Source organism: Serratia sp. TSA_130.1, assembly GCF_052691795.1.
In genome coordinates this window covers 403322-430277 of record NZ_JBQZFS010000002.1, presented here as the reverse complement: position 1 = coordinate 430277, position 26956 = coordinate 403322, and the positions used below count along the sequence as shown (strand labels likewise).

Annotated in this window: 25 protein-coding genes; 15 read left to right on the top strand and 10 right to left on the bottom strand. The window is 57.2% G+C overall.

Annotated elements, in window-relative coordinates; all coding sequences use genetic code 11:
- Positions 1-285 precede the first annotated feature (285 nt).
- Positions 286-1491, top strand: a complete 1206-nt coding sequence (locus ACUTQY_RS08765; RefSeq protein ID WP_033633487.1) for a serine hydrolase — start codon at positions 286-288, stop codon at positions 1489-1491.
- 102 nt (positions 1492-1593) lie between these two features.
- On the opposite strand, the gene ACUTQY_RS08760 is transcribed toward ACUTQY_RS08765, so the two are convergent.
- The 3 genes from ACUTQY_RS08760 to ACUTQY_RS08750 all read right to left on the bottom strand — a co-directional run bounded on the left by ACUTQY_RS08760 (position 1594) and on the right by ACUTQY_RS08750 (position 3488).
- Entirely contained in the window at positions 1594-2085 is a 492-nt protein-coding gene (locus ACUTQY_RS08760) for a fimbrial protein (protein ID WP_226772988.1), read from the bottom strand.
- A gap of 19 nt (positions 2086-2104) precedes the next feature.
- A complete protein-coding gene (locus tag ACUTQY_RS08755; RefSeq protein WP_033633691.1) occupies positions 2105-2923 on the bottom strand; it encodes a fimbrial protein in 819 nt (272 codons plus the stop codon).
- 232 nt (positions 2924-3155) lie between these two features.
- Positions 3156-3488 (bottom strand): hypothetical protein, encoded by a 333-nt coding sequence (locus ACUTQY_RS08750; protein WP_046686743.1) that lies wholly within the window; start codon positions 3486-3488, stop codon positions 3156-3158.
- Positions 3489-4151: 663 nt separating this feature from the next.
- Here ACUTQY_RS08750 and ACUTQY_RS08745 point away from each other — a divergent pair.
- The 9 genes from ACUTQY_RS08745 (at position 4152) to ACUTQY_RS08705 (ending at position 12526) form a co-directional block, all read left to right on the top strand.
- Positions 4152-4673: a fimbrial protein gene (locus tag ACUTQY_RS08745; RefSeq protein WP_025302212.1), complete on the top strand. Its 522-nt coding sequence runs from the start codon at positions 4152-4154 to the stop codon at positions 4671-4673.
- 78 nt (positions 4674-4751) lie between these two features.
- Positions 4752-5288: a fimbrial protein gene (locus tag ACUTQY_RS08740; RefSeq protein ID WP_033642500.1), complete on the top strand. Its 537-nt coding sequence runs from the start codon at positions 4752-4754 to the stop codon at positions 5286-5288.
- A gap of 47 nt (positions 5289-5335) precedes the next feature.
- Positions 5336-7870, top strand: coding sequence for an outer membrane usher protein (locus ACUTQY_RS08735; RefSeq protein WP_074446877.1), 2535 nt, complete (start codon positions 5336-5338; stop codon positions 7868-7870).
- 79 nt (positions 7871-7949) lie between these two features.
- Positions 7950-8714: a fimbria/pilus periplasmic chaperone gene (locus tag ACUTQY_RS08730; protein ID WP_103681969.1), complete on the top strand. Its 765-nt coding sequence runs from the start codon at positions 7950-7952 to the stop codon at positions 8712-8714.
- A gap of 74 nt (positions 8715-8788) precedes the next feature.
- The gene (locus ACUTQY_RS08725) at positions 8789-9427 is read left to right on the top strand and encodes a fimbrial protein (protein ID WP_046686744.1); all 639 of its coding nucleotides are present in this window, start codon (positions 8789-8791) and stop codon (positions 9425-9427) included.
- A gap of 50 nt (positions 9428-9477) precedes the next feature.
- A complete protein-coding gene (locus ACUTQY_RS08720) occupies positions 9478-10032 on the top strand; it encodes a fimbrial protein (protein ID WP_046686745.1) in 555 nt (184 codons plus the stop codon).
- A 24-nt stretch (positions 10033-10056) separates the two neighbouring features.
- On the top strand, positions 10057-10479 hold the full coding sequence (locus ACUTQY_RS08715; RefSeq protein ID WP_046686746.1) for a hypothetical protein: 423 nt from the start codon (positions 10057-10059) through the stop codon (positions 10477-10479).
- Complete coding sequence (locus tag ACUTQY_RS08710) at positions 10476-11864, top strand: FKBP-type peptidyl-prolyl cis-trans isomerase N-terminal domain-containing protein (protein WP_046686747.1); 1389 nt, start codon at positions 10476-10478, stop codon at positions 11862-11864. The genes ACUTQY_RS08715 and ACUTQY_RS08710 overlap by 4 nt, the downstream gene beginning before the upstream one ends.
- Positions 11861-12526, top strand: a complete 666-nt coding sequence (locus ACUTQY_RS08705; RefSeq protein WP_033642506.1) for a response regulator transcription factor — start codon at positions 11861-11863, stop codon at positions 12524-12526. The genes ACUTQY_RS08710 and ACUTQY_RS08705 overlap by 4 nt, the downstream gene beginning before the upstream one ends.
- 54 nt (positions 12527-12580) lie before the next feature.
- On the opposite strand, the gene ACUTQY_RS08700 is transcribed toward ACUTQY_RS08705, so the two are convergent.
- The 4 genes from ACUTQY_RS08700 to deoC form a co-directional block, all read right to left on the bottom strand.
- Positions 12581-13948 carry an L-serine ammonia-lyase gene (locus ACUTQY_RS08700; RefSeq protein ID WP_046686748.1) on the bottom strand — a complete coding sequence of 456 codons (1368 nt, stop codon included), beginning with the start codon at positions 13946-13948 and terminating at the stop codon, positions 12581-12583.
- Between the two features lie 93 nt (positions 13949-14041).
- Positions 14042-15340, bottom strand: coding sequence for an HAAAP family serine/threonine permease (locus tag ACUTQY_RS08695; RefSeq protein ID WP_033650641.1), 1299 nt, complete (start codon positions 15338-15340; stop codon positions 14042-14044).
- Positions 15341-16321: 981 nt separating this feature from the next.
- On the bottom strand, positions 16322-17086 hold the full coding sequence (gene deoR, locus ACUTQY_RS08690; protein WP_033642509.1) for a DNA-binding transcriptional repressor DeoR: 765 nt from the start codon (positions 17084-17086) through the stop codon (positions 16322-16324).
- A 153-nt stretch (positions 17087-17239) separates the two neighbouring features.
- Entirely contained in the window at positions 17240-17920 is a 681-nt protein-coding gene (gene deoC, locus ACUTQY_RS08685; protein WP_033642510.1) for a deoxyribose-phosphate aldolase, read from the bottom strand.
- A 217-nt stretch (positions 17921-18137) separates the two neighbouring features.
- Between deoC and ACUTQY_RS08680 the strand changes: the two genes are divergently transcribed.
- On the top strand, positions 18138-18971 hold the full coding sequence (locus ACUTQY_RS08680) for a hypothetical protein (RefSeq protein WP_033642511.1): 834 nt from the start codon (positions 18138-18140) through the stop codon (positions 18969-18971).
- Positions 18972-19010: 39 nt separating this feature from the next.
- On the opposite strand, the gene ybjG is transcribed toward ACUTQY_RS08680, so the two are convergent.
- Positions 19011-19616, bottom strand: coding sequence for an undecaprenyl-diphosphate phosphatase (gene ybjG / locus ACUTQY_RS08675; protein WP_033642512.1), 606 nt, complete (start codon positions 19614-19616; stop codon positions 19011-19013).
- Positions 19617-19621: 5 nt separating this feature from the next.
- On the bottom strand, positions 19622-20356 hold the full coding sequence (locus ACUTQY_RS08670) for a phosphatase PAP2 family protein (RefSeq protein WP_033642513.1): 735 nt from the start codon (positions 20354-20356) through the stop codon (positions 19622-19624).
- Positions 20357-20647: 291 nt separating this feature from the next.
- On the opposite strand from ACUTQY_RS08670, the gene eco reads away from it, so the two are divergent.
- From eco to ACUTQY_RS08650, 4 genes are all read left to right on the top strand, one after another.
- Positions 20648-21160, top strand: coding sequence for a serine protease inhibitor ecotin (gene eco, locus ACUTQY_RS08665; protein ID WP_033642514.1), 513 nt, complete (start codon positions 20648-20650; stop codon positions 21158-21160).
- 415 nt (positions 21161-21575) lie between these two features.
- Complete coding sequence (locus ACUTQY_RS08660; protein WP_046686749.1) at positions 21576-23057, top strand: hypothetical protein; 1482 nt, start codon at positions 21576-21578, stop codon at positions 23055-23057.
- Entirely contained in the window at positions 23054-23827 is a 774-nt protein-coding gene (locus ACUTQY_RS08655) for an ankyrin repeat domain-containing protein (RefSeq protein WP_046686750.1), read from the top strand. The genes ACUTQY_RS08660 and ACUTQY_RS08655 overlap by 4 nt, the downstream gene beginning before the upstream one ends.
- A gap of 88 nt (positions 23828-23915) precedes the next feature.
- The gene (locus ACUTQY_RS08650; protein ID WP_046686751.1) at positions 23916-24659 is read left to right on the top strand and encodes an ankyrin repeat domain-containing protein; all 744 of its coding nucleotides are present in this window, start codon (positions 23916-23918) and stop codon (positions 24657-24659) included.
- A gap of 477 nt (positions 24660-25136) precedes the next feature.
- On the opposite strand, the gene ACUTQY_RS08645 is transcribed toward ACUTQY_RS08650, so the two are convergent.
- Entirely contained in the window at positions 25137-26825 is a 1689-nt protein-coding gene (locus tag ACUTQY_RS08645) for an aspartate:alanine antiporter (RefSeq protein WP_004938680.1), read from the bottom strand.
- Positions 26826-26956 lie beyond the last annotated feature (131 nt).

The window sequence follows — 26956 nt, the reverse complement described above, 5'->3', positions numbered from 1 at the left end:
GGGCGAAAGTGCGCGTCTCGATGCTTTTTTGAACGATAAATGCGTGCCTGCGTACAGTTATGTAAAAATGCTGAAAATTCACGCTAAACCCTGCAAAAATAAGATAAATCACATAAACTCACAGCAAGGGCATTTTCGGTGTGTTGTGTTACCCGCTACGGGCGCCGCAGGGGGTTGCGGCCGGCACGCGCGCACCGGGCCACTCTCGCTGGTTGGCTTAAAACGTGAACATGTTTGAAAGTTAACGCTATTTCAATGGTTTTGAATGGACACTCTGGCGACGTCATGATGAAAAAAAACTTATCCACTTCCCTGAAAAAACTGACCTTCAGCGTAGGCATCCTGTTGCTGGCCGCCCCGGCCGTACACGCGGCCGAGCCGCCGGCGCCGCCGCAGGTAGACGCCAAGGCCTTCATTCTGATGGACTACAACAGCGGCAAGGTGCTGACCGAAGGCAATGCCGACACCCGTCTCGATCCCGCCAGCCTGACCAAGATCATGTCCAGCTACGTGATCGGCCAGGCGATCAAGGCCGGCAAGATCAAGCCGGAAGACATGGTCACCGTCGGCAAAGACGCCTGGGCGCCCGGTAACCCGGCGCTGCGCGGCTCTTCGCTGATGTTCATCAAGCCGGGCGATCAGGTGCCGGTGCTGGAACTGAATAAGGGCATCGTGATCCAGTCCGGCAACGACGCCAGCATCGCGCTGGCGGACTACGTGGCGGGCAGCCAGGATTCGTTCGTCGGCCTGATGAACAACTACGCCAAATCCCTGGGCCTGCAGAATACCCACTTCCTGACGGTGCACGGCCTGGATGCGGAAGGGCAGTACAGCACCGCGCGCGACATGGCGCTGTTGAGTCAGGCGCTGATCCGCGACGTGCCGGACGAATACGCGCTGCATAAAGAGAAAGAGTTCACCTTCAACAAGATCCGCCAGATTAACCGCAACCGTCTGCTGTGGAGCAGCAACCTGAACGTTGACGGCATCAAGACCGGCTACACCAGCGGCGCCGGTCACAACCTGGTGGCGTCCGCCACCGACGGCCCGATGCGCCTGATCTCGGTGGTGCTGGGCGCGCCGAGCGATCGCGTGCGCTTTAGCGAAAGCGAAAAGCTGTTGACCTGGGGCTTCCGCTTCTATGAAACCGCGACGCCGATCAAGGCCGATAAACCATTCGTCACCCAGAAAGTGTGGTTCGGCGACGTCAGCGAAGTGCCGCTCGGCGTGGCGAAAGACGCCTCGGTCACCATTCCGAAAGGGCAGATGAAAAACCTGAAGGCCAGCTACAAGCTGACCCAACCGACGCTGGAAGCGCCGCTGGCGAAAAACCAGGTGGTCGGCACCATCGATTTCCAGCTGGACGGCAAAACCATCGAACAGCACCCGCTGGTGGTGATGCAAGAGGTGAAAGAGGGCAACTTCTTCAGCCGCATCTGGGATATGGTGATGATGAAGCTGAGCCAGTGGTTCGGCGGGATCTTCGGCTGAATAGCCTGATGTAAGGAGCGCCCCGGGCGCACCATCCTCGACCAAGCCGCAACGGAGACGTTGCGGCTTTTTTTATTTTCAGTATCCGGCCGAAGCGGCGCTTTAAAAATAGTCCACCAGCATGGTGGCGCCGCTGGAGAAGTCGCCTTCCGCCAGGGTGACGGCGCTGTTTTTCACCGGCACTGCATCAAGCGTCGGCGGATTGGCGTAGTCGATGTTCAGCGGCGTATTGATGGCGAAGGCCTTACCGTTGGCCAACAGCTTGATGCCCAATCCAGTGACGCTGCTGGTCAACACGCTGTTGTCAAAGGCCGCCGCGCTGCCCATGATCTTCATTTTCAACTGGCGGCTGTTATCCAGAAACTCGCATTTGATGCTGTAATCGATGCGTTGCATATAGCGGCTGCCGTCGATGCGTTTGATGCCGACCTTGCCGAAGTCGATATCGATGGTGCGCCCGTCGTTGATCACGCAAGGCGGAGGCGCCACCACGGTGGCGGTGATGTTGACTTTGGTGCCCTGATCGGCGGCCTGAGCGGCCGAGCTAATCAATTCCAGCGCCAACAGCAGGGCGCAGCCCGTTTTTATCGTCATGTTCATTCTGGCTCCCGTCTCAAGGTGCGCTGAAGATCAGCGTGGCCGAGCCCGACAGCGGACCGGTGGCGATGCTGGTGTAAGGGACATTGTTCTTCACCGGCACAAAGGTGACGGTGTCGTTGCCCAGACCGTTGACGATGCGCGTTCTGAAGGCATTGTTGGGCTTTACCACCGCGCCGTTGTGCACCATGGCCACGCCGACGTTGGGGTTGGTGGTCTTGATAAAATCGCTGGAGAAGCCGCTGGCGTCGCTGACCATCCGGATCAGAATATCCTGCGTCGCACTCTGATCGTCGCACTGGTAGCTGAGCGCTTTGTCCTGTTTGATCTGGGCGTCGTTGGCGCTCTGGGTCAGGAAGTCCTGGCGGATCTGACCAAAATCGACATTAATTTGCTGGCCGTTGTTGATGGTGCAACTGGTGGTGACGAAATAGGCGTCGTTGTCGGCGATCAGGCGCCAGCGATAAACGCCGCACTGTGGGCAGCCCGGTTGATCGTTGGTCTGAATAAAGTTGATTTGGCCGATGACGTCACCCTTATTCACCTTGATGTCCGGCGTTGGGAAACGGTTCAACACGATATAGACCCGGATGGCGACAGACTGGGTCTGCAAGCCGGTGAGGCTGAGTACGCTGATGCCGGCAGGCACCGGGGAGTTATAGTCGCTGCCGTTGATGGTCGTGCCGCTGCCGATCGAGCCAAAAATCGCGCCGTTCATCGACAGCGCCGGGCTATCGGTTTTGAGATAGTCGTACCAGCTCGCGACGTCGTTTTTACAGGTGACCTGGCTGACGTTGACGATTTCGTTTTTGCCATAAGAAAGCTGCGGTCCGATGCGAACCCGGACGTCAACCGGCGTGGCCGATCCCCCTGGGGGAATAAGTCCGCCATCGGACGTGCGGCAAGTAAATGCGTTGGCGTTGCCAAACAGCAGGAAGAAAGAGAGTGCCAGGCAGCAACGTAAAAATAGCAGGGCTGTTTTTCTCACGATAATATCCCGATATATATAAATGGTGTGCGGCGTTACTCCGCAATGAAATATTGCCAATCAGGCCGGCTGGCCATATTTATTCCGTTAAAGGAGAGTGAGATGCATCTTTGTTGGGTATGCCGTTGTTATCGCCACCGCCCAGCAACGCGGTGGGATACCACCTCAACGAGTTGTTGATGGAGCCGTCCGTCACAATCACTTCTTGTCGGGCGACAAGATCCAATAACAGCCGTCGAGCCCGGTAAACACCGACGTTGACGGCATTGGCCAGTTGCCGTGTCGAGAGCCACTGCTGCTGTGGCGGCGGCCCGGCGACGGGACATTGACGGGGCGATTGCGCGAATAATGTTTGCAGCAGATCGTGCTGCAATTGCCGTATTTCCTTTTGTTTCGGAGATAACGCTTCCATAGCACTTCCTCTGTATTCCGATTGCCGTATTCCTAAGAAAAAACAAACATTCGCCGTCTACCAACAACGAGGTAAAACGCGAACAAAGAAAATTCCTATCTATTTATCAGGATTGAAAAAAAAGGCGTTGCCCGCCCCGTTTTTACCTATGTTCAGGCAGGGGGGTGTCACGCAGAAACCTAAAATTTTGGTTTATTATATTCACAAAGTGCCACTTTGCGATCTGATTACTTGTGAATCTCGCAAAAACAGGATATTGCTCTATAAAAGTATTTTTTACGATCTATGAGCCTAAAAATAACAGTAAATTAACTTTAATTAGGAAATAAATTGCGAATGTTCGCCTTGATCAAAAAAAGCCTTTTTTTGCTGAGAGGCATTTGCCAGAATATTCATCGCCGGACAAGAAGGGCGGATTAGAAAGTATTGGCTCCTGCTCGTTGTGATTTCGTTTATTTTTATAGGACGAATTCATTAATGGGTGGGCCGCTGCAGACTTACCGTTATCGACTTTTTATTGTCGGTGCCTTTGGGTTTTGGCAGTTAACCAACTAGCAAGATGCTAAAGAATCAGGGCTGCGCACATATAAGCGCGAGCAGGTTTCCTGTTGCTCTTTTTCTTGATTGGAATATGCATTTTTTCTTATAAGGAATATAGGTTCTATGAAACTTAACAAAATCATGATGGCTGCAGTGATTGCATTTGGCGCAAGTTCTTTTGCACAGGCAGCCGATCAGGGACACGGTAAGGTCACCTTCACGGGCTCTATTATTGATGCGCCATGCTCTATTGCGCCTGAGTCGATCGATCAGACCGTTGATCTGGGCCAGGTGTCCAACGTGGCGTTGAAAAACGGCGGCAAATCCAACCCGCGTCCGTTTGAAATCAAGCTGGAGCAGTGCGACATCACCACCCTGAAAACCGTTAAAACAACCTTCAGCGGCGTAGCATCGTCTACCGATAAGGATCTGCTGGGCATCGCGGGCACCGCCAGCGGCGCCGGCGTAGCCATCTCTTACAATGGTCAGCCGATCAAACTGGGTGAAGCGACTACCGCGCAGACTCTGAACACCGGCAACAACACCCTGCATTTCGCCGCCTACCTGCAGGGCGAAGGCGCTTCCGCCGCCATCGTTCCGGGCGACTTCACCGCCGTAGCCGATTTCACCCTGGCTTATCAGTAAGTGAGTCCGAAGGCTTAATCAACCAGGCATGGGGTTCGCCGCATGCCTGGTGAATCTCCCTGTCAAAGGAATGTCGCGATGTTTTTACCAAGGAATCGAGCGGGTGCCGTTCTTTTGGCGTCGTTGGCGTTTGCGCCCGGCTATGCAACTTCCGCCGCGCAGGGGTGGGGCAAGGTCAGTATGCACGGCGCCATTATCGACACCGCCTGCGCCATTGCCGCCGGCAGCCGCGATCAGACGATCGATATGGACACTCTTCCTCTCGGGCAGATCATTCGTGACGGCCAGGGGATGACCAAACCTTTCAGTATTGAATTGGTCAACTGCATTTTGGAACGGCCGGAAAATAAACCTGATTGGAAATTCTTTCAGGTCACGTTTGATGGTTATGCGGAAGGCGCTCTGTTTGGCGTACAGGGCGAGGCGCGCGGCGTCGCATTGAAGATAAAAGACAGCAACGGCACGCCGGTTATTCCAGGGAAACCCTTACCGATGGAAGGAATAATACCGGGAAATAGAGTGCTGAATTATTCCATGACGTTGATGCCGAATCATCAGCCGTTGAAGGCGGGAGCGTATTTTTCCACAGTGCGTTTTAAGCTGGATTATTTTTGATTTTTTCTCGTACTGACGGTTAATTCGTTATTGAAAGGACTTTTATTATGCTTTCACCGGCAGGGAAGTTATTTCGTCTTCAAGCTTTGGGGCTCTGTGTTGCCCTTTCTCTGGGAAATCCGATCGCGTTGGTCTATGCCGCCGACGTTATTCAATTCAATACTGACGTATTAGACATCAACGATCGTAAAAATATCGATCTGAGCCAATTTACGCGCAGCGGCTACATCATGCCGGGCGTTTATACCATGGTGGTGCACGTCAATAAGAACGACCTGCCGGAACAGCCGGTGACGTTTTTGGCGCCTGAGAACGATCCTAAAGGCAGTGAAGCCTGTCTTTCACCGGCATTGGTCAACCAACTGGGGCTGAAAGAAAAGCTGTTAAGCACGCTGAACTGGACACACGGCGGCCGCTGTCTTGACGCCTCCAGTCTGGCGGGGATGGAAGCGCGCGGCGATCTCGCCAGTTCCGCGCTGTATCTCAACATCCCACAGGCCTATCTGGAGTACAGCTCGGAAAACTGGGATCCGCCTTCGCGCTGGGATGACGGTATTCCCGGGCTGCTGTTTGACTATAACGTCAACGCCCAAACGCAAAAGCACCAGAAAGGCGGCAGCAGCTACAGCCTGAGCGGCAACGGCACCGGCGGCGCCAACCTGGGCGCCTGGCGCCTGCGCGCCGACTGGCAGGCCAACCTCAACCACCAGACCGGATCTTCTCAGCCGACTGACAAACAGTTCGACTGGAGCCGCTATTACGCCTATCGGGCGATCCCGGCGCTGCGTTCGCGGCTGACGATGGGGGAGGATTACCTGAACTCCGACATTTTCGACAGCCTGCGCTTTACCGGCGTCAGTCTGCGATCCGACGACAGCATGTTGCCGCCCAACCTGCGCGGCTATGCGCCGGAAGTGACCGGCGTGGCGAAAACCAACGCCAAGGTGGTGGTCAGCCAGCAAGGGCGCGTGCTGTATGAAACGCAAGTGGCGGCGGGGCCGTTCCGCATTCAGGACATCAACGACGCCGTTTCCGGCGAGCTGGACGTGCGCGTCGAAGAGCAGGACGGCAGTGTGCAGGAGTTCAAGATGAACACCGCCAACATTCCTTACCTGACGCGCCCGGGCACGGTGCGTTACAAGCTGGCGACGGGCAAACCGTCGGAGTGGGGGCATCACCTGCGCGGGCCGATGTTCGGCACCGGCGAGTTCTCCTGGGGCATCAGCAACGGCTGGTCGCTGTACGGCGGTGGCATCGCCGGCGGCGATTACAACGCGCTGTCGCTGGGGATCGGGCGCGATCTGATGGCGCTGGGGGCGCTGTCGTTCGACGCCACGCAGTCGCGCGCGCGTTTGCCGCAGGAGGGCACGCTTACCGGCGGTTCGTATCGGTTGAGCTATTCGAAGAACTTCGATGAATACGACAGCCAGGTCACCTTCGCCGGTTACCGCTTCTCCCAGGAGGACTTCATGAGCATGGGGGACTACCTCGATGCGCGTTACGAAGGGGGACGCAGCGGCAAGAGCAAGGAGATGTACACCATCACCTTCAACAAACAGTTCCGCGATCTGGGGCTCAGCACCTATCTCAACTACAGCCACCAAACCTATTGGGATCGGGCGCCGAACGATCGTTACAACCTGATGGTATCGCGCTACTTCGATATCGGCGATTTCAAGAACGTCAGCGTATCGCTGTCGGCCTATCGCAACCGTTACAACGAGCGCAACGACGACGGGATGTACCTGTCGCTGTCGCTGCCCTGGGGCAGCGCCGGGACGCTCAGTTACAACATGACGCTCGATCGCGAAGAGAACGCCCATCGGGTCGGTTACTACAACCGGGTCGATGAACACAACAACTATCAGATCAGCGCGGGTGCCGCGCGCAGTGGGGCGACCGCCAGCGGGTATTACAGCCATCAGGGCGATATGGCGCAGATCAACGCCAACGCCAGCTACCAGGCCGGCCGCTATAGCGCCGTCGGCATTGGCGCGCAGGGCGGCCTGACGATGGCGGCGGAAGGGGCGGTGCTGCATCGCGTCAATACGCCGGGCGGCACGCGCTTGCTGCTCGATACCGAAGGCGTCGCCGGCGTGCCGGTGCGTGGCTACGGCAGTACGGTGCTGACCAACCGTTACGGCAAGGCGGTGGTGGCGGATGTGAACAGCTACTACCGCAACAAGGCCAGCATCGATCTCAACAGCCTGGGCGACAACGTCGAGGCGACGCGTTCCGTGGTGCAGGCCACGTTGACCGAGGGCGCCATCGGCTACCGCAAGTTCGAGGTGATTGCCGGCGAGAAGGCGATGGCGATCGTCAAGCTGGCGGACGGCAGTGAGCCGCCGTTTGGCGCCACGGTGCTGAATGCCCGCAAACAGGAGACCGGCATCATCAATGACGGCGGCAGCGTTTACCTGTCCGGCCTCAACCCCGGCGAGCGCATGAGCGTGCACTGGAACGGCGCGGCGCAGTGTGAAATCCAGCTGCCGGCGCCGTTGCCGGCCGAAATGCTGATGAACACGTTGCTGCTGCCTTGCCGTCCTCTCACCGGTAACAAGCCGGCGGAGAACGCCAACTGATACCCCCGGCGGAGCGTGCTTCGCCGCTAAACCGCCGGGGCGGAATCGCCCGCCTTCGGCTGACTGGAACCGTGAAGACATGATGAATCTGACTATGACCAGAAAGACCGTTTCCCTTTTGAGCTCGCTCGCCGCCGCGTTGACGATCGGCGCGATCGGCCTGCCCGCCCATGCGGCTATCGCGCTGGATCGCACGCGCGTGATTTTCGACGGCGACCAGAAAACGGTCAGCCTCAACATCAGCAATCAGAATAAGCAATTGCCCTATCTGGCCCAGGGGTGGATTGAAGACGAGCGCGGCAACAAGATCCAAAGCCCTTTCACCGTGCTGCCGCCGGTGCAGCGGGTGGAGCCGGGCAAACCGAGCCAGGTGAAGATCCAGTCGCTGCCGGCGGCGCGTCAGCTGCCGCAGGACAGGGAGACGCTGTATTACTTCAACCTGCGCGAGATCCCGCCGCGCAGCAATAAGCCGAACACGCTGCAGATAGCGTTGCAGACGCGCATCAAAATGTTTTATCGCCCGGCGGCGCTCGCCCCGAAAAAGAACGCCGCACCGTGGCAGGAGCAGCTGACGCTGACCCGGCAGGGCGACAAGTACGTGGTGAACAACCCGACCCCGTATTACGTGACGATCGTTGAGGCGAGCGCCGGCAAGGGCGGGAAAGGGGCCGCCGGCTTTGAACCGTTGATGGTGGCACCGAAGGCCAGCGCCTCGCTGAACGTCTCAGCCGCGAGCCTCGGCAGCGGCCCGTCGCTGGCGTACATCAACGATTACGGTGGTCGGCCGCAGTTGAACTTCCGCTGCGCCGGCAATGCCTGCCAGGTCGTGCCGGTCGCCAAATGACGCGCCGCGCGCAAGCAGGGAAGACCAAGTCATGAACACAGCGGAGTGAACGAATCATGCAACGAAAGAACCCCATGCTGTTGGGAAAGGCCTATGAACGTCATCAGCGACACACTATTGGCCTGACGGTGTTGGCCGCGCTGATGGTGCCGCTGACGGTGGGCACGATGTTGATGCTGATGCCGCCGGCCCGCGCGGTGGATAACTGGGACGTTGAGGGGGCGAACGGCACGCTCCACGTCTACGGCGCGTTAACGGAAAGCGCCTGCAGCCTGGAAATGACCACCGCCCGCCAGGAGGTATGGCTGGGCGAGACGGGAACGGCGCACTTCCAGAGCCCGGGCGATCGCGGCACGCCGGTCGCCTTCGAGCTGACGCTGAAAGACTGCCTGCGGGCGCCGGCGAGCAACCGCGACGCCTGGACCGGGGTTCTGGCCTGGAGCGGCAGCCAGCCTGCGGTGTCCGTCGCATTTTCCGCGCTGACGGATGACGACGCGCCGGGTCTGGTCAGGGTCGCCGGCGTCACCGGTTTGGGGTTGCAGTTGGCGGATGCCCGCGGTCTGCCGGTCCGCCTCGGCGCGCGCAACAAACCGGTATTGCTGACGCCGGGACAAAACACCCTGACGTATACGGTGACGCCGGTGCGCACTCCGGCGACGCTGAGCGCCGGCGCTTACCGCGCGGCGATCGATTTCCGTCTTTATTACGACTAATACGCCGCTTGCGCCTGGCAGGCGCAAGCATAACCAAAGGGAGTGGCGTCATGCGCGCGACAGAGACGAACCGGCGCCGAAGCGCGCTGCTGGGAGCCGGCATGGTGATGCTGGCCGGCATGATGGCGCAGCCGGCGGCTGCGGCGGAAAACATGCGCTTTCACGGTACGCTGGTGGCCGAGCCGTGTGTCATACAACCGGGGGATGAGGACATCCAACTGGATTTCGGCACCATCGTCGACAAATACCTGTACCTGAACACCCGCACCCACAGCCAAACCTTCGCGTTGCACCTGACCGAGTGTGATCTCAGCCTGGGCAATACGGTGGCCATTACGTTTACCGGTTCTGAGAACGCCAAACTGCCCGGCCTGTTGGCGTTGGATGGCGGCAGCCTGGCGTCGGGGATCGGCATCGGGCTGGAGGACAGCAGCGGCAAGGCGCTGCCGCTCAATCGCGCCAGCGATAAATTCCGTCTGAACGCCGGCAACACCACACTCACGCTGCAAGCCTATGTGCAGGGAGAGCCGGAAGCCATCCAGACGAAGTCCATCGGCCGCGGCACCTTCAGCGCGGTGGCCACCTTCACGTTGGAATACGAATAAGCGCCTACAAGGACAAGAAACGCAATGATGAGAAAGCACGTCAATCACGCCCTGCGCATGGGGATGCTGTGCCTGTTGGCGTTGAGCGCCGCCGCTTGCCAAAGCCAAAAGCCGGGCAAGCCTGCCGTGAACACCCAAAATCAGGCTGCGCAACCTCCGTCAGAAGAGGTGTTGCGCAAGCAACGTGAGGCCGAGCAACTGCGCCAGTGTCAGGAGCAACTGGGCGCGTTGCGCACGATCAACGAGAAACAGTATCAGCGCTACAAACAGGCGTTCGACAGCCTGATGAGCGGCGCTTCCCAGTACGCCAACCTGCGCGCCCGGGTAAACGGTGACACGCAGGAGACGGTGGATGCGCTATATCGCTACAAGGTCAACTATCTGTGCGCCGGGGTGAATCAGGCGGTGTTGACCGGGCTGGCGGATCGCGGGGAGCAGGTTAAATGAGGCTGCGTCTGCTGGGCTGTGTCGCTTTGCTGTTCACCGGCGTCGCGCAAGCGGACGACGGCGTGCCGGCGCTGCTGCAGTTTGCCGAGCAGTATCAACGGCAGAATATCGGTCCGGCGACCGAAAAAACGGCGCCGGACGACCGTGAGTCAGGGAAAAAAAAGCGTGAGCCGGCGAAGCGCCTGTCGGACAACAGCCAATCCACCTCACCGGCCAAAACGTTTACGCTGAGCCAGGAGTTATTGGCGCGCGATCAACAGCTGGCGCGCCAGCGAATGGCGCTGACGGCGCTGCGCCAGGAGCTCGCCGCGCTGCGGGCGGAGAAAGCGGCGCCACCCGTCGCGGCGTTGCCGGACTCGTCAACGCTTCAACAGTGGATCGCCGGGCTGGGCGCCGCCTGGCGCGGTTCGCCCGACGCGCAGCGCGCCGAGGCGCTGTTGCGTCAGGCGACGCAGGAAACCGCCAAAAGCAGAGCGACGGCGGCGCAGGCCGAACGGCGCGTCACCGAACTTGAGTCTGCCGCACAGGCATCGGCACAAACGCTTGCACAACGCCAACGCGAGCACCAGGAGGCGTTGCACGCTCTGCGCGCCGCGTTGGAAGAAAGCGAGCAGAAGCGGGCCGGTGAGCAGAAGGCGACTCAGCAGGCGCGCGAAGACCTGCTGGCGTTGCGTAAGCGGCTGCAATGGGAGATGACGCCGGAGCAGTTGAAGGATGAACGCAAGCGTTTGTCCTATGCGGCGGGCAGTGCGCTGGGGCGGGATATTCAGGGGTTGATGACGGAGCGTCAAAGCTGGGGCGTGCCGGTGGATCGCGACAGCCTGTTGGCGGGCGTTATCGACAGCGTGTCGGGACGTTTGCAGCTGTCGCCGCAGGAACTGAATACGTTGACGGCGCAGGCGGATGCCGCCGCCGTGGCCGCGCGTGAGAAACGCGTTAACCAGCAGCGGCGGCGCGATGACGATTACCTGACGCAGTTCAGTCAACAAAAGGGCGTAAAGCAGTCGGCGATGGGCTTCTGGTATCGGGTGGATTATGCCGGGGAGGGGGCGCTGGCGCCAACGGCGGTGGTCGATGTTGTGGTGAAAGAGAAGCTGACCGACGGCACGGTGATCCAGGATATGGATCTGAGCGGCAAGGTGCTGTCGCAACCGCTGTCCGAATACCCGCCGCTGTTCCGGGAGGCGATAAGTCATCTGCACAACCACGGCTCGTTGACGATGGTCGTGCCGCCGGCGCTGGCCTACGGTGAAACCGGCTACCCGCCGAAGGTGCCGCCCAACGCCACCATGGTTTATGAATTGCGCATCGACAACAGCCAGGCGCCGGCAAAGGGCGTCCAGGCGGTTAAACGGGAAGCCGACACGGCGGGAGGGCAGGGATGAACACGATGATAAAAATCGCGTTATTTGATGAGAATCGATACTTCAGCGCCGGTTGGCAAGAGGCTCTGGCGCTGCACTTCAGCACTTACGGCAAGCGCACGCTGTTAGTGGATGCGCGGCAGGCTCATGAAGCCGATCTGGTGTTCTGCTATTTTCCTCCCGGCGTGCAAAGCTGTTTTTGTCACCTCTCTGAGGCGCAGCCCGTGGGGCGTAAAACGCTGTATTTCTCGTTGCGAACGCCGGAGGGACGGCATAAACGCACCGTCGGTAACCGCTGCTCGCTGGAGGCCGGCGTCATCTACCACGATATGCCGTTGGTTTCGGCGCTGTATCAGGTGAGCGCCGAGCTGGAGCGGCGCAGCAAATGGTCGGGCCGACTGAGCTGTGGCAGGAACTGCGCATGCCAACACCGGGGCTTGACGTTGCGCGAACAAGAGATCATGCGCTGCATGACGCGGGAGATGGGAGTCACGCAAATCGCCCGGATGCTGGATATTAGCGTGAAGACGGTCAGCAATCACAAGATGAGCGTCATGCGCAAAATGGGATTCCGGCGTAATGCCGAACTTTACGGCTGGCTGCGGCACAGCGCTCGTCCCGGGGCTGTGGGGCTTCGTGCGGGCATTCAGCCCGGCATTGCGGCAGGAAAGGATCGCTATTGAAACGGCGCCGGCCAAGTCACACCGGCCGGCGCCTTAAGTGCCTCGCCGTGGCGATCAGTTGCAGGCCACGACCTTGATCGCCAGCCCGCCCTGTGAGGTTTCGCGGTATTTGGCGTTCATGTCTTTGCCGGTCTCGTACATGGTTTCGATCACCTTATCCAGACAAACCCGCGGTTCGCTGGTCCGGCGCATCGCCATGCGTGCGGCGTTGACCGCCTTAACGGCGGAAATGGCGTTGCGTTCGATGCACGGCACCTGAACCTGGCCGGCGAGCGGATCGCAGGTCAGCCCCAAATGGTGCTCCATGGCGATCTCCGCCGCGATGCACACCTGCGCCGGGCTGCCGCCGAGCAGCTCGGTCAACCCGGCCGCCGCCATTGAACAGGCCACGCCCACTTCCCCCTGGCAACCCACTTCGGCGCCGGAGATCGAGGCGTTCATCTTGTACAGCGCGCCAATCACGCCGGACGCCAGGAAATAGCGGGTGTAGGAGTTGGCGTTCACCGGGCGGATGAACTTGTCGTAGTAGGCCAGCACCGCAGGGATGATGCCACACGCGCCGTTGGTCGGCGCGGTGACCACGCGGCCGCCGGCCGCGTTCTCTTCGTTGACCGCCAACGCGAACATGTTGATCCAATCGACCACGTTCATCGGATCGATATTGTTCTTGTCTCCGGTCACCAGAATGCGGCGCAGCGCGGCGGCGCGGCGCGGCACTTTCATCGGGCCGGGCAGCAGCCCTTCGGTGTTGATGCCGCGCTCGATACCGGCGCTCATCACCTGCCAGACATCGGCGAAATGCGCGTCGATATCCGCCTTGCTGCGCAGCGCCAGCTCGTTTTGCATCACCAGGCCGGACAAGGACAGCCCGGTTTCCTTGCAATGCTGCTGCAGATCGTGCGCTGATTTGAACGGATAGGGCACCGGCGTGGCGCCCTCGGCGGACTGGCCGAAGTGCTCTTCGTCGACGATAAAACCGCCGCCGATCGAGTAATAGGTTTTGCTGTGCAGCAGGCGTTCACCGGCGAAGGCGCGGATGCGCATGCCGTTTTCATGCAGCGGCAGGTTGTCGCTGTGGAAGTTCATGCCGCCGTGCAGCGGGAAATCCACCTCGTGGTGGCCGTTGGCCAGCGGCAGGCGGCCGCGTTGCTCAACGTCGCGCATAAAGCCCGGAATGCTGTCGATGTCCACATCGTGCGGCAGGTTGCCGGCCAGGCCCATGATGATGGCGATGTCGGTGTGGTGACCTTTACCGGTCAATGACAGCGAACCGTAGACGTCGACCACCACGCGGGTGGTGTCCTGCAACTGCTGGTGCGCGATCAGCTCGTCGACGAACTGTTTGCCGGCCTTCATCGGGCCAACGGTGTGGGAGCTGGATGGGCCGATACCGATTTTGAAAATATCGAAAACGCTGACCATGGTCTCGCCTCCTTCTTCAGGTTTCAGGCGGTGAATACGGGAAATGGGGGAGTGCGGGAGGGCCGGCGCGCAAGCGGCGCCGGCCGGGCGTGATTAGCCGAGCAGGCTGAACACGATGGCAGAGATGGCGATCAGACCCATCACAACCACGAACACGTTGCTGATGTGGCCGCTGTACTTGCGCATGGCAGGCACTTTACGGATGGCGTACATCGGCATCAGGAACAGCAGCATGGCGATGATTGGGCCACCCAGGGTTTCGATCATGCCCAGGATGCTTGGGTTCAGGGTGGCGACGATCCAGGTGGTCACCAGCATGAAGATAGCGGTCATGCGGTTCAACTTGGCGGTGCTGACGGTTTTGCCGCGGCTCTTCATCGACTTGGCGACCAGGCCGTTGAAGCCTTCACGGGCGCCCAGGTAGTGGCCCAGGAACGATTTGGTGATGGCGACGAAGGCGATAACCGGCGCGATGTACTCGATCATCGGGTTGTTAAAGTGGTTGGCCAGGTAAGACAGAATCGAGATGTTCTGCGCCTTGGCTTCCGCCAGGTTTTCCGGTGTCAGGCTCAGCACGCAGCTGAACACGAAGAACATCACGGTCAGCACCATCATGATGTGTGCATAAGCCAGAATGCGGGAGCATTTCTTCTCGGCGTCTGCGCCGTACTCTTCGCGTTTGGCGACGGCGAAGGCGGAGATGATCGGCGAGTGGTTGAAGGAGAACACCATCACCGGGATTGCCAGCCACAGGGTCATGATCAGGCCGTGACCCATGCCGGTACCGCTGCCGGACAGCGACACGTTTTCGAAGATGGCGCCGGTCCAGTTAGGGATCAGGTATACCGCCAGCAGCATCAGCACCGCCACGAACGGGAAGACCAGGATGCTCATGGTTTTCACGATGGCCTGCTCACCGAAGCGCACGATGGTCATCAGGCCGACGATCAGGATCAACGACAGGATGGCGCGCGGCGGCGACGTCATGCCCAACTGGTGGGTAATGAAGCTGTCGACGGTGTTGGTGATCGCCACGCTGTAAACCAACAGAATCGGGTAGATGGCGAAGAAGTACAGCAGAGTAATCAGTTTACCGGCGGTGATGCCGAAGTGCTCTTCTACCACGGCGGTGATGTCTTCACCGGGATTTTTACCGGACAGAACGAAACGGCACAGGCCGCGGTGGGCAAAGAAGGTCATCGGGAAAGCGATGATGGCCATGATGATCAAAGGAATCAAACCGCCGATGCCGGCGTTGATTGGCAAGAACAGGACGCCTGCGCCGATGGCGGTGCCGTACAGGCCCAACATCCACATGGTATCCGTTTTACGCCAGGTAGTGCTGGAACCCGAAGCCGCAGAGGCAATTGTGCCGGTCTGTGTAGTGTCCATAAATATCTCCGAAGTGAACACGAATTTAAAATTAAAAGGCAAAACTTAAGGTTAAACCGTCAAACGTCCTATTCAGGCAACGCTTGCGGTAAGAATCAGGTGTTGCTTGCGGGGATGTTTTGGCGTCCCCCTGGTTGTTTATTGTGTTCATTACCACAGGCACAGCGCCGGGTAATTCACCAAAGACTTTTCACCGCCACGGGGTGATAAAAGTCGTTACCGCTGCCGACAGGTCTTTGCCTGTCGATTTTTGTTGGCGGCAAGATAACGATTTACAGTAGAAACAACCGTGATCCTGCTCTCAAATGCGTAATATGTGCAGTTATCTGCTTTTTTATCGATTTTTCGCGCATTTGTTGCACATTTGTGTAAGATTTTGTGCTGAGAACGCTCTCATAAAAATTTCTGCGATTATGCGGCTTGTACAATAATTAGCCGGATAAAGCGCTGTGCTCAGCAGCAAGCCGAGCAATATATTTTATGCGTGGTTTTGGATCTAGCTAAAAACCCGGATTAAGCAGTTTTAGTGACGTAGATCACATTGTATTTTTAAGTCAAATGATCTGTATTGATTTGTTTTTAAAGGATTTTAATTGAAAAGCACCGCTAGTAACGAAGGGAAATTACTTACGTGGTTAGCGGATAAAAATGCGTAACCATTCATCATATAAATAACAGATAGCTAACAGGTATTGGCGAGATTTGCTGCAATAGCCTAACCGGCCGTTTATTTAAACATCCCGGTCTTTGGCGCGATTTATCATATAAAAGCCATAAATAGTCGTTAATTCATCCAGCTGAAAGCAGGTTTGACCAGAGAGAAAATAATCACTCGGGTGACCTGTTGCATTTTATTAACCTGATGTTGCGTGAGGATAAGCGAAAAATGCGTATCGATTGCGCATTATTTGTTCATCTCGGGCTGTGGGAAAAGAGAGATTTCAGCGGCGCGCCGTCGCTTCCGACGGCGCTGAAGGGGGATCAATAGCGGGTAGCGATGGCGTTATCGTTGAAGAACGCCATGAAGTCGGCGTCCGGCTGGCGATCGGTGATCACCCGATCGAACTGCGTCAGCGGGCCGATACAGGCCGGCTTGATTTTGCCGAACTTGCTGTGATCCGCCACCAGGATCTTTTGCTGCGCCATCGCCATTGCGCGATGCTTCATCTCCAGCTCGTCGAAGTTAAAGCAGGTGGCGCCGTGCCGCAGGCTGAGACCGGCGGCGGAGATAAAGGCGATGTTCGGGCAGATGTGATCGAGCTCATTGCGGCCGCCGACGCTGGAAAAGATGTAGTTGTTCGGTTTGAACTCGCCGCCGCACAGGATCACCTTGCAATTCGGTTTGTCTTGCAGCGCCAGGAAGGTGTTCAGCGAATGGCACACGGCGGTGAAGGTCAGTTCGTCGGCAATGGCGTCTATGATCGTCGGGGTGGTGGTCCCGCAGTCGAAAAACACCGTGTCGTTTTCATTGATCAACGGCGCCGCCAGCAGGCCGATGCGCCGTTTCTCCATGACCTGTTTGGCTTTTTGATCGGAAACGAAGTAGTTGGTCACGCCGTTGCTGCGCGGATCGGTCACCACATAGCCGCCGAGCAGCACCACCGCCGCCGGCTCGGCGCTCAGATCGCGGCGAATGGTCATCTCCGAGACCCCCAGCAGCGCGGCGGCTTCTTTCAGGTGGATCTTGTCAGCGCGTTTTAACGCCTGAACTAACCGGTTGATACGTTCTTCGCGCCGCGTTTCCATAGATCCGTCTTCCCACAGGTAGTAGAGGTAAAAAAGCGTGCCGCCGTTTCCGGCGCTAAACACAACGATGCGGGGCAATATCGGGCCGCATCGGCCGCCCGTATTGTCCCGCATCGGAGTGTATTGGCTGCGCCCGTCAAGGCGCGCCGACGATCAGTAGCTGCCAGCCGCCGCCTGCGCGCCGGATACGATGGCAACGCCGGAGCTGGTGCCGATACGCGTGGCGCCGGCTTTGATCATCTTCTCGGCGGTGGCGCGATCGCGCACGGCGCCGGAAGCTTTCACGCCCATTTCGCTGCCCACCGTCTCGCGCATCAGTTTGACGTGCTCTTCCCGAGCGCCGCCGGTGCTGAAGCCGGTGGAGGTTTTAACGAAGGCGACATCGAGTTCGCGACACATTTCACAAACCTGGACGATCTGCGCATCGCTGAGCAGGCAGGTTTCCAATATTACCTTCAACGGGATCGCCGCGCAAACCTCGCGCACGGCGGCGATGTCGGCTTTCACTTCGTCCAGCAGGCCGCTTTTCAGCCAGCCGACGTTGATCACCATATCGATCTCTTGCGCGCCGGCGGCGATCGCCGCTTTGGCTTCAAAGGCTTTGGCGACGGTCAGGCCGGCACCCAGCGGGAAACCGATCACCGAGCAGACTTTCACGGTGCTTTCCTGCAGCAGCTGGGCTGCCAACGGCACGTAGCCGGAGTTGACGCACACCGCATAGAAGTTGTGCTGCTGGGCTTCTTCGCACAGTTTGGCGATCTGCATTTCGGTGGCGTCCATGGCCAGCAGGGTGTGGTCGACATAGCGGGCGTAATCGATGTTTTCGGAGGTCATCGCGGTTCCTTAATGAAGTTGAGAAAAGAGCGTTGATAGAGAATGTGAAAATAATAACATTACAATGCGGGTAAACCTAGCGGGATTTGAAAAATGTCGACGAGATCATAGTTATCTCACTGTTATATGTATAACTTAGGGGAGGTGTATTTGTTATTTAAATAACATTTTCAGCGGCCGCTCGCGGCCTGCGCGGGCGAAATGTCGAGGGAAAACGATGAAAATCAACATTGATCTGGTTCCTGCCGCGTTCGGGGCGCATCGGCAGGCGCTGTTCCGCAATGCGGATTTCGCGGTGAGCGCCCATCGCTGCGCAGAGCGCGGGCCAATGCTGACGCTGGCGAATCGGCGCGGGGCATTGACGGTCTTGCCGTATCAGGGCCTGGCGATTTGGGATGCTGAATTTGACGGTTACTCATTGAAATCGGGCCGCCGCAGCGGGCGGGGCGCTGGAAGAAAGCGCGATGATGTCGCCGCGTTCTGCCCCGCCTGGCCGAGTCACGACGGCGCATCGCTCCAGATGCAACGCGTGTGGCTGCAGCTGGCGGGCGACGAGCTGACGTTGCAGGGCGAAGGCGAGCGGTTGGGCGAGGGATGGCGCATCGGCCCGGCGCTGCGTTTGGCGGCGCAGAGCGCGCAGTTCGCCATTGAGATGAAAGTCACCAATCTGGCCGATCGGCCGCAGCCGCTGCGCTATGTGTGCCGCCTCAACTACGATTGCATTCCCGACGCGGTATTCCGCCAAAACTTGCCGACGCCGGCGCTGTTGGGGGAGGCGCTCGGGCAGGAACTGCTGTGTTCCGAGGATCTGTCGCGCTACGTGGACCGAGCCGAATTCTTTATGCTGGCGCCGCAAGGCCGGCGCTATGTAACGCGTTTCGCCACCGGGCAATTCAACTATGGTCTCCGGCGCATCGCCGTTCAGGGCAACCGGCAGTTGCTTTCCTTTATCCAGCCGGCAAACTGCCGCCCGAATGCGCCAGAGGGTGAGGGAGTGATGCTGGGAGCGGGAAAAACGCGGGCGTTCTGCGTGACTACCGGCGTGGTGTGAAATAAGCAGGGGCGGTAACGCCCCTGCCATGTTGTGCGGTTACTCTTTCACCCAACCGCGGCGAATGGCGAAGGCGAACAGGAAACGATACAGGCGCGAGAGCCTGTCGGCGATGACATCGCCGAACAGATTCCACACCAGTTGGGCGAACAGGCAGCCCACCAGGCCGAGCAGGAAACCGCCGACCATATCCAGCGGCCAGTGCACGCCGAGGTAAACGCGTGACCAGGCGATGCCGACGGCGACGATCATCAGCAGCACGCCGGACCAAACGCGGTGCCAGAACAGGAACGCCAGCGCGAAGGTAAAGATGGCGGTGCCGTGATCGCTCGGGAACGAGCTGTCCGGCGCGTGTGGCAGGAAGGTATAACCAACGCCGGCGACGAACGGGCGCTCATGCGGCAGCAGCGCGCCGATAGCGGAAGCGGCAAGCATGGCGAACAGCAGCGCGATAGTGGTTTTCGCTACCACCTGGCGTTGCGAAACCAGCTGGCTTTGCGGCCCCCACAGCCAAAGACCGACGATCAGCAGCGGCACGATGATGATCAGATCGCGCGCCAAAAAGGTGGCGAAATCGATCATCCATTCGGGAGACGCCGGAGTCGCATTGATCCAGGCGAAAAGAAAATGGTTCAACTGTTCCATAACCGTTACCTCGTCTTGCGGCGCCAATAGCCGCTAACCGTCCAATAAATAGCCAACTGGCTTAACCAAACCCACCAACCCGCCCACAGGTTATGGGTAAGAAAATGTGCGCCGCGCATGATCTGACCAAAGCCCATCACCATGCCAAGCGCGATGCCGCCGCACCAACACCACCAGGCGAGGCGCGGACGCTGCGGATAAAACAGGAAAAACAACGCCATCACCGCGAAACCGCTCGAGGCGTGCCCGCCGGGGAAACAGCGGCCGGGGCCCGGCAGCGCCGGTACCGCGCCGAATAGCGGGAAAGACATCGCTTTGCCGCCGTACTCAATCAGATCCCACGGGCAGGAGTGCGCGCTGGTGGCTTTGAGAATGCCCACCACCAGCGGGCCGATGCCAATCAGCAGCATGGTCACGATCAGGCGCGCGCTGCGGCGATAGATGCCCCAAAACAGCGTCAGCACCGCCCCTACGATCACTATCTGCTTCAACAGGCGGTGATTGATCAGATCCAGCCAATAATTGTTTTGCCACGGGAAATGCCCGCTGGCGGCATCGTACCAATAGTTGCTGATCGCCCAATCCAGCTGTTCGTTGCGGGAGAGCCACAGAAACGCCAGACCGCTGATCAGCAGGCCAAAAACCTGCCAACGGTAAAAGGATGTCGACAGGGAGTAAAGGGCGGTTGTCTTAATTTGCGGTGTCGTTGAGGATTGATTTAATGACGATTCTGGATTCACGCGCAGGCTCGGTGACAGGATTGAATGACGTCACTGTAATAATTCTGTCTTAAGAAAACCTTAGTCCGCCGGCAAGAAAACCCTATCTGATACACCCGCTTGTGCGAAGGTAATCGCTTGTTTTTCTCGTCTTAACCCGAGGGTGTGCTGGCTAATTGCTCCGCTTAACGGTTTATATCAGGCGATTGTCACTATTTATCACCTATTGTAAAGAAGATTAAACCTGTGGCGGGCTTGGCGGTAGTGTATTAGTTTATAGTCGGATTATTTGACAAAGTGTAGGGATAAAACATGAACAAGGCATCCGTTGTATTTTCCGGCCTGCTGATGGCCGTTTCCGCTGGCGCTATGGCGGCGACCTCTGGCGATGACGCAGACATGAGCAAACAGCCGCTGGAAAAAGTCGCGCCTTACCCGAAAGCCGAGAAGGGCATGAATCGCCAGGTGATCTACCTGCCGAAGCAAGAGCACGAAGAGAACTACAAGGTAGAACTGCTGATCGGCAAGACGCTGGAAGTGGACTGCAACCGCCATATGATTGGCGGCACGCTGGAGACCAAAACCCTGTCCGGCTGGGGTTACGACTACCTGGTGCTGGAGAAGCTGTCTGAACCGGCCTCGACCATGATGGCCTGCCCGGACAATACCAAGACCAAGAAATTCATCGCTGCCAACCTGGGCGACGCCGCGATGCAGCGCTACAACAGCCGCCTGCCGATCGTGGTGTATGCGCCGAAAGACGCGGAAGTGAAATACCGCATCTGGAAAGCCGAAGACACCGTAAGCCAGGCTGAGCAGAAATAACCGCCGCCTGACGCCGCTCTGCTGGCCATTCCTGGTTGGCGGAGCCTTTCTCCTTCCTGTCTCCTTATCATTCCCGCATCTTTGACACTCGACTGATTGCTTTCGGACGTGGCTTTTAGGCGCGACATGGCAACGAAATACGCAAGTCAATACCTCTTCACAAGGGCACAGGAAGCACGCAGCTGCATGGATGGGAGAGGATGCGCGCGTATAGAAATAGAGCAAAGAAATCTTTACTGAAGTGTGATAATTTTGCGCATTCCCTATTAATGGAATGACACAGAAGATAAGGATATCCAATGCGTTATCGTTCGCTAACGCTCGACGAGCCCCGTAAAAGCCGCACACCTGGCGAGTTGCTTGATGATGGTGCGCCTGTGCCGACCACGGAACCCTGCGAGTGGGCAGGCACCGTATGAAACTGATTCATTTCTCCTCTGAACACACGGCGCCGGAAAGTTTTTCCAGGATACTTAACCCAACAGCAGCGCGGTATGAGCTGGAACGGCATTATCTGTTCGGCGGCGCAGCCGGCATATCGATAAGCAGCCGGTATCCGATTACCCGCAATGCTCAATCCGGGATTGGCGTCACCGGTTATCGTGAGGACGTGGCTATGAAGCGCAGCGTACTCGATGAGATCAACCGGGGCGGCTTGCTGGCGATTGATAAGGGAATGGGCGCCTGGTCACCGACAAAATACGCTTTTTACGTCGATGCGGAAGGCCGATTACAGCGCTACCCAGGCAGCTCTCTTCCCGCCTTTTATCCTACCGGGCGCGTGATAGCCCGCTATGAAGAAATGGTCAGCCGCTATGGTCACCGGGCAAAACCGACGGTGCTGCCGCCGAGGCAGAATACGACCCGCAATCCCCCTCTGCAGCAAGCCATCGCGACCGCAGTGGCAACCGTTGCCGCCACGGTGCAGGCCATCCGTCCGATGACCAAGGCAGAACGCTGGCAAGAACGCCAGTATCTGATAGGGCGAGGCAACCGCAGCATTTATCCGGATGCGCGCATGGCGGCACAGCGCCTGGCAGAGAACAACGTTGCGGTCGAAAAGGCGAAGCTGGCTGAGAATGTTTACAAGACCACTAACCCGCTCAAGGACACGATAGACATCCCTGAAGGCTGGAAGGATATCAGTAACAATGATGGGGCGCTGGGTCGGCTAGGTTTGAGCAGTAACATGCTTTATGACAAACCAATGAATCCCGATTTTTTAGCCCGAGTTTATCAGCCAGACGAGAGTGTCTTTGGTAAGGCGATGAACCCGACGGTGGTGTTCCGCGGATCGCGCGCACCAGAATTCCCGGAGGGGATAAGCCACGCAGCCCAAAAAGCCTTATTAAGGGGGGACTTGTCAGGCGTTAAAAATCTCAGTGACTGGAAAAACAACGGTGCTCAAGGAATGGGACTTAATTCTGAATACTACAAAAAAGCGGTTGGTATTGGCGATAAAATTTCGAAAGTATCAAATATTGACGTTGCGGGTCATTCATTAGGAGGCGGTATGGCCTCTGCGACCTCCATAGCCAGCGGCAAACCGGCTTGGACGTTTAATGCAGCAGGCCTGAATGCGGGAACCGTCGAAAAATACGGTGGCTCTATAATAGGCAGCGCCGATAATATTCAGGCGTATCGCGTAAAAGGGGAGCTGTTGACCAAGCTGCAGGAGGTTGATTTGTGGGAAGATGCCAAAGACCTTAAATTTTATCCCCCGGCGGTGATGGCGAAAGAGCGGTTGTCCATGTTGGCGCCTGACGCCGTGGGAGTAAAGCACACGCTTCCCGGTGGAACAGGTTCACTGCTGGATAAGCACGGTATAGACCAGGCGATACAATGCATTGAAAATGAGAAAGACGATGACATTGCCACAATCAAGGGACGAATATGAAAAAAATCATACTCATTATCACGATGCTAGTGTCTATGCTCATCATTCAGGGGTGCAAACAAGGTATGGATTTACAACCGCAGGATTATTTTGAAGGGACGCAGCTGGACATCGCCAACATCATCTACGAGGGTGACAGGCAAAAGCTGGATAAGGTTTTACCGACGGTAAGCAAAGAAACGTTAAATCGACCGGGCAAGGCGGAGATGACGTTGCTATTCTGGGCGATAAATAACGCTATCTTTGACAAGAACACGCCAGAGCGGCTTAAGATAATTACAGATCTGGTTAAGGCAGGAGCAGACCCACTGCAGCCAAGGCCGGAAGGGAGAAGTAGTCCCGCTGAATTTGTTATGAAAGCAGATAAGGGAATCTGGATAAAATCCATGTTAGATGGGGGGCTATCTCCTAATGCAAAAGATAAAGTCAACAATAAGCCAATTATATTTAAAAGTATTCTTGCGAAGAACACAGAGACATTAGAGGTCATGTTGGATTATGGCGCTGATATAAATATAAGAAATTCACTGGGTGATACGCTGCTCATCGATGCTTTAGATTATCACTCCTATGACCACGTCATTCTTCTATTAGAAAAAGGCGCCGATAGTGATATAAGAGGCAACTCGGGTTGGACGATGGGTAATCAACTACAACGGCTGATTAATAGAAGCCCGGACGGTAGTGAGGCGAAAGCGTCTCTTGAGCGCATCAAAGACGAGCTAATTAAGCGTGGTGGGAAATGGCCACCTCTCCCTGTCAGTAAATAAGCCGTTCTCAGTATTCAAGGGCATAGAGGGATGCTGATACGGTGAAAAAGCAAAGTTGAACCGTGGTTACGCTTAAAATGGAGATGGCATGAGGCACAGGGCTCTTATCATTATCATGTTGCTGTCGATGCTCATGATGCAGGGATGCGAACAAGGTAGGGATCTACAGCCACAAGATTATTTTGAAGGGACGCAGCTGGCCATCGCCAAAACTATCTACGAAGGCGAGAGACAGAAGCTGAATGCGATGTTACCGACGGTAAGCAAAGAAACGTTAAATCGGCCGGCTAAGGCGGATATGACGTTGCTATTCTGGGCGATCAATAACGCTATCTTTGACAAGAACACGCCAGAGCGGCTCAAGATCATTACGGATTTGGTCAAGGCGGGAGCAGACCCATTGCAGCCAAGGCCGGAAGGGAGAAGTAGCCCGGCTGAGTATGTCATGAAAGCGGATAAAGGCGTCTGGATACAGGCTATGCTTGAAGGCGGACTATCGCCTAATGCAAGGGATGAAATAAACAATCAGCCAATAATTTTCAAAAGTTTTCAAGCGGTTAATACAGAGACATTGAGTACTCTAATAGCTTACAAAGCTGATGTTAATATCAAAGGGGCTATGAACAAAACGCCATTAATTAATGCGCTGTATAACAGTTGCCCAGAACACATTGAGGTTCTGTTGGCTCATGGAGCTAATCCATTAGCCAAAGATGATTTTAATGATAGCTTCCTCTCGCTGATTTCTGCGGAAATAGCTAAAGGGGATAAGAGCAATGCGTATATAAAGAAACTAATTAAAATTAAAGAAAAAATAAAACAGGTGAATTAGATAGTCTCGACTATCATGGGGGACAATGCTGGTCTTCTTCCAGTGCAGTAACATGACGTTATGATATACAGGAAGATGATGGAATGAGCCACCAAAGAGCACCCAGCCGACGGCGACGAGAGTGCTGTTGTTAAGTCCCGTTTGTGACGCCATCTCTTTGAACAGTGGCGAACCCACAAGCAGCGTTTCTATGTTGAAACCTGCACATTGATAGGGAGGCTGGCGTAAGCGACGCTCAGAGATAGGATGCTTTATGCCTGACGACGAGGCCGCGACAGCAGGTGTTGCGGGCTGCTTCAGGCAACAAAAAACCCGATAATCTTGAACCTAAAAGGCGGGATTATCGGGCTCCACAAAATGGGGACATCAAAGAAAAGCAGTGGCACTAATTCAGACTGCGGCCCCCAACGAAAGTTCTGGCCGGCGACAAAAAAATCAAAATATTTTTATCGCCGATCCATCTCTCCCGCTAATCGATCAGCCGAGTATGCCCGGCCATAGCACCACGATGAGTGAACCCGCCAGCGTTAACAGCACGTTAGCGATGGCGTAGGTGCCGGCGTAACCCAGCGCCGGGATGTTGCTGCGCGCGGTATCGCTGATGATCTCCATCGCCGGTGCGCAGGTGCGGGCGCCCATAATCGCGCCGAACAGCAGGGCGCGGTTCATGCGCAGCACGTAGGCACCGAACAGGAAGCAGATAATCACCGGCACCAGGCTGACGATCAGCCCGGCGATCAGCATCTGGCCGCCGACCGCGCCCAGGCTGTGGCCGATGCCGGCGCCGGCGCTCAGGCCTACGCCCGCCATAAACACCATCAGGCCGAACTCTTTCACCATGTTCAGCGCCCCCTGCGGAATGTAGCCGAAGGTCGGGTGGTTGGCGCGCAGGAAGCCGAGCATAATGCCGGACATCAGCAGGCCGGCGGCGTTGCCGATGCCGAACGAGAAGTTGCTGAACTGTATGGTGATCTGGCCGATCAAAAGGCCGATGATGAAGAAGGCGCAGAACGCCAGCAGATCGGTCACCTGGCTGTGAATCGAGATAAAGCCAATTTTCTCCGCCACGCTCTTCACCCGGCGCGCGTCGCCGCTCACCTGCAGCACGTCGCCTTTGTTGAGCACGATGCTGTCGTCGATCGGCATTTCGATCTGGCTGCGGATCACGCGGTTGAGGAAGCAGCCGTGGTCGGTCAGCTTCAGCTGGCTCAGGCGTTTGTTCACTGCGTTGCTGTTCTTCACCACGATCTCTTCGGTCACGATGCGCATGTCGAGCAGATCGCGGTCAAACACTTCCTTACCGTTGCGGAAGCTCGGATCCAGCCGCGCGTGGGCGTCCGGGTAGCCGACCAGCGAAATCTCATCGCCCACCTGCAGCACCGCGTCACCGTCCGGGTTGGCCAGAATGCCGTTGCGGCGGATGCGTTCGATGTAGCAGCCGGTCTGGCGGTAGATGCCCAGCTCGCGCAGGTTCTTGCCGTCGGCCCAGGCCACCAGCTCGGGGCCGACGCGGTAGGCGCGGATCACCGGCAGGTAGACCTTGCGCTGGCTGTCGGTGTCCAGGCCGCGTTCACGAGCGATTTGCTGGGCGGAGGTGGACAGATCCTGGTGCTGCAGCTTCGGCAGGTAGCGCGCGCCAAAAATCAGGCTGACCAGACCGATCAGGTAGGTGAGGGCATAGCCGAGGCTCAGATGATCCTGCGCCGCCAGCAGCGCCGGGCCGTTGACGATGGTGTTGCGCAGCGTATCGCCGGCCCCCACCAGCACCGGCGTGGAGGTCATCGAGCCGGCCAGCATGCCAGCGGTCAGGCCGATGTCCCAGTGGAACAGCTTGCCGAGACCGATGGCGATCACCATCGCCGAACCGACCATCACCAGCGCCAGCATCAGGTAATTTTTGCCGTCGCGGAAGAAAATCGAGAAAAAGTTAGGCCCGGCTTCCACCCCGACGCAGAAAATAAACAGCATGAAGCCGAGATTCAGCGCCTCGGTGTTAATGGCGAAGTGTTGCTGGCCGAGCAACAGGGAAACCACTAAAACGCCAATGGAATTACCGAGTTGGACGGAGCCCAGACGGAGTTTACCGAGGCACAGCCCCAGCGCGAGTACCACGAACAGTAACAGAATGTAGTTACCGTTTAACAAACTAGCGACGTTTATGTTCACGGAGGATAACTTATTGTTTACCAGTAAGTGCTTGATATAGATAACTATAAGAGATAAATTCAGCCTTAAAACGACGTCATAAATCACCACCAGCAGAAAGCGAAGCGAACCATCGTTCGGCGGCGTTCATT

What these genes read in the sequence shown, in the direction of transcription:
- ACUTQY_RS08720 (WP_046686745.1), top strand. Translation starts at nt 9,478, where the DNA reads ATGCGCGCGACAGAGACGAACCGGCGCCGAAGCGCGCTGCTGGGAGCC.
- ACUTQY_RS08695 (WP_033650641.1), bottom strand. Translation starts at nt 15,340, where the DNA reads ATGGACACTACACAGACCGGCACAATTGCCTCTGCGGCTTCGGGTTCC.
- ACUTQY_RS08700 (WP_046686748.1), bottom strand. Translation starts at nt 13,948, where the DNA reads ATGGTCAGCGTTTTCGATATTTTCAAAATCGGTATCGGCCCATCCAGC.
- ACUTQY_RS08705 (WP_033642506.1), top strand. Translation starts at nt 11,861, where the DNA reads ATGAACACGATGATAAAAATCGCGTTATTTGATGAGAATCGATACTTC.
- ACUTQY_RS08725 (WP_046686744.1), top strand. Translation starts at nt 8,789, where the DNA reads ATGCTGTTGGGAAAGGCCTATGAACGTCATCAGCGACACACTATTGGC.
- ACUTQY_RS08715 (WP_046686746.1), top strand. Translation starts at nt 10,057, where the DNA reads ATGATGAGAAAGCACGTCAATCACGCCCTGCGCATGGGGATGCTGTGC.
- eco (WP_033642514.1), top strand. Translation starts at nt 20,648, where the DNA reads ATGAACAAGGCATCCGTTGTATTTTCCGGCCTGCTGATGGCCGTTTCC.
- ACUTQY_RS08745 (WP_025302212.1), top strand. Translation starts at nt 4,152, where the DNA reads ATGAAACTTAACAAAATCATGATGGCTGCAGTGATTGCATTTGGCGCA.
- ACUTQY_RS08650 (WP_046686751.1), top strand. Translation starts at nt 23,916, where the DNA reads ATGAGGCACAGGGCTCTTATCATTATCATGTTGCTGTCGATGCTCATG.
- deoC (WP_033642510.1), bottom strand. Translation starts at nt 17,920, where the DNA reads ATGACCTCCGAAAACATCGATTACGCCCGCTATGTCGACCACACCCTG.
- ybjG (WP_033642512.1), bottom strand. Translation starts at nt 19,616, where the DNA reads ATGGAACAGTTGAACCATTTTCTTTTCGCCTGGATCAATGCGACTCCG.
- ACUTQY_RS08730 (WP_103681969.1), top strand. Translation starts at nt 7,950, where the DNA reads ATGATGAATCTGACTATGACCAGAAAGACCGTTTCCCTTTTGAGCTCG.
- ACUTQY_RS08680 (WP_033642511.1), top strand. Translation starts at nt 18,138, where the DNA reads ATGAAAATCAACATTGATCTGGTTCCTGCCGCGTTCGGGGCGCATCGG.
- ACUTQY_RS08710 (WP_046686747.1), top strand. Translation starts at nt 10,476, where the DNA reads ATGAGGCTGCGTCTGCTGGGCTGTGTCGCTTTGCTGTTCACCGGCGTC.
- ACUTQY_RS08735 (WP_074446877.1), top strand. Translation starts at nt 5,336, where the DNA reads ATGCTTTCACCGGCAGGGAAGTTATTTCGTCTTCAAGCTTTGGGGCTC.
- ACUTQY_RS08740 (WP_033642500.1), top strand. Translation starts at nt 4,752, where the DNA reads ATGTTTTTACCAAGGAATCGAGCGGGTGCCGTTCTTTTGGCGTCGTTG.
- ACUTQY_RS08750 (WP_046686743.1), bottom strand. Translation starts at nt 3,488, where the DNA reads ATGGAAGCGTTATCTCCGAAACAAAAGGAAATACGGCAATTGCAGCAC.
- ACUTQY_RS08765 (WP_033633487.1), top strand. Translation starts at nt 286, where the DNA reads ATGATGAAAAAAAACTTATCCACTTCCCTGAAAAAACTGACCTTCAGC.
- ACUTQY_RS08655 (WP_046686750.1), top strand. Translation starts at nt 23,054, where the DNA reads ATGAAAAAAATCATACTCATTATCACGATGCTAGTGTCTATGCTCATC.
- ACUTQY_RS08760 (WP_226772988.1), bottom strand. Translation starts at nt 2,085, where the DNA reads ATGACGATAAAAACGGGCTGCGCCCTGCTGTTGGCGCTGGAATTGATT.
- deoR (WP_033642509.1), bottom strand. Translation starts at nt 17,086, where the DNA reads ATGGAAACGCGGCGCGAAGAACGTATCAACCGGTTAGTTCAGGCGTTA.
- ACUTQY_RS08660 (WP_046686749.1), top strand. Translation starts at nt 21,576, where the DNA reads ATGAAACTGATTCATTTCTCCTCTGAACACACGGCGCCGGAAAGTTTT.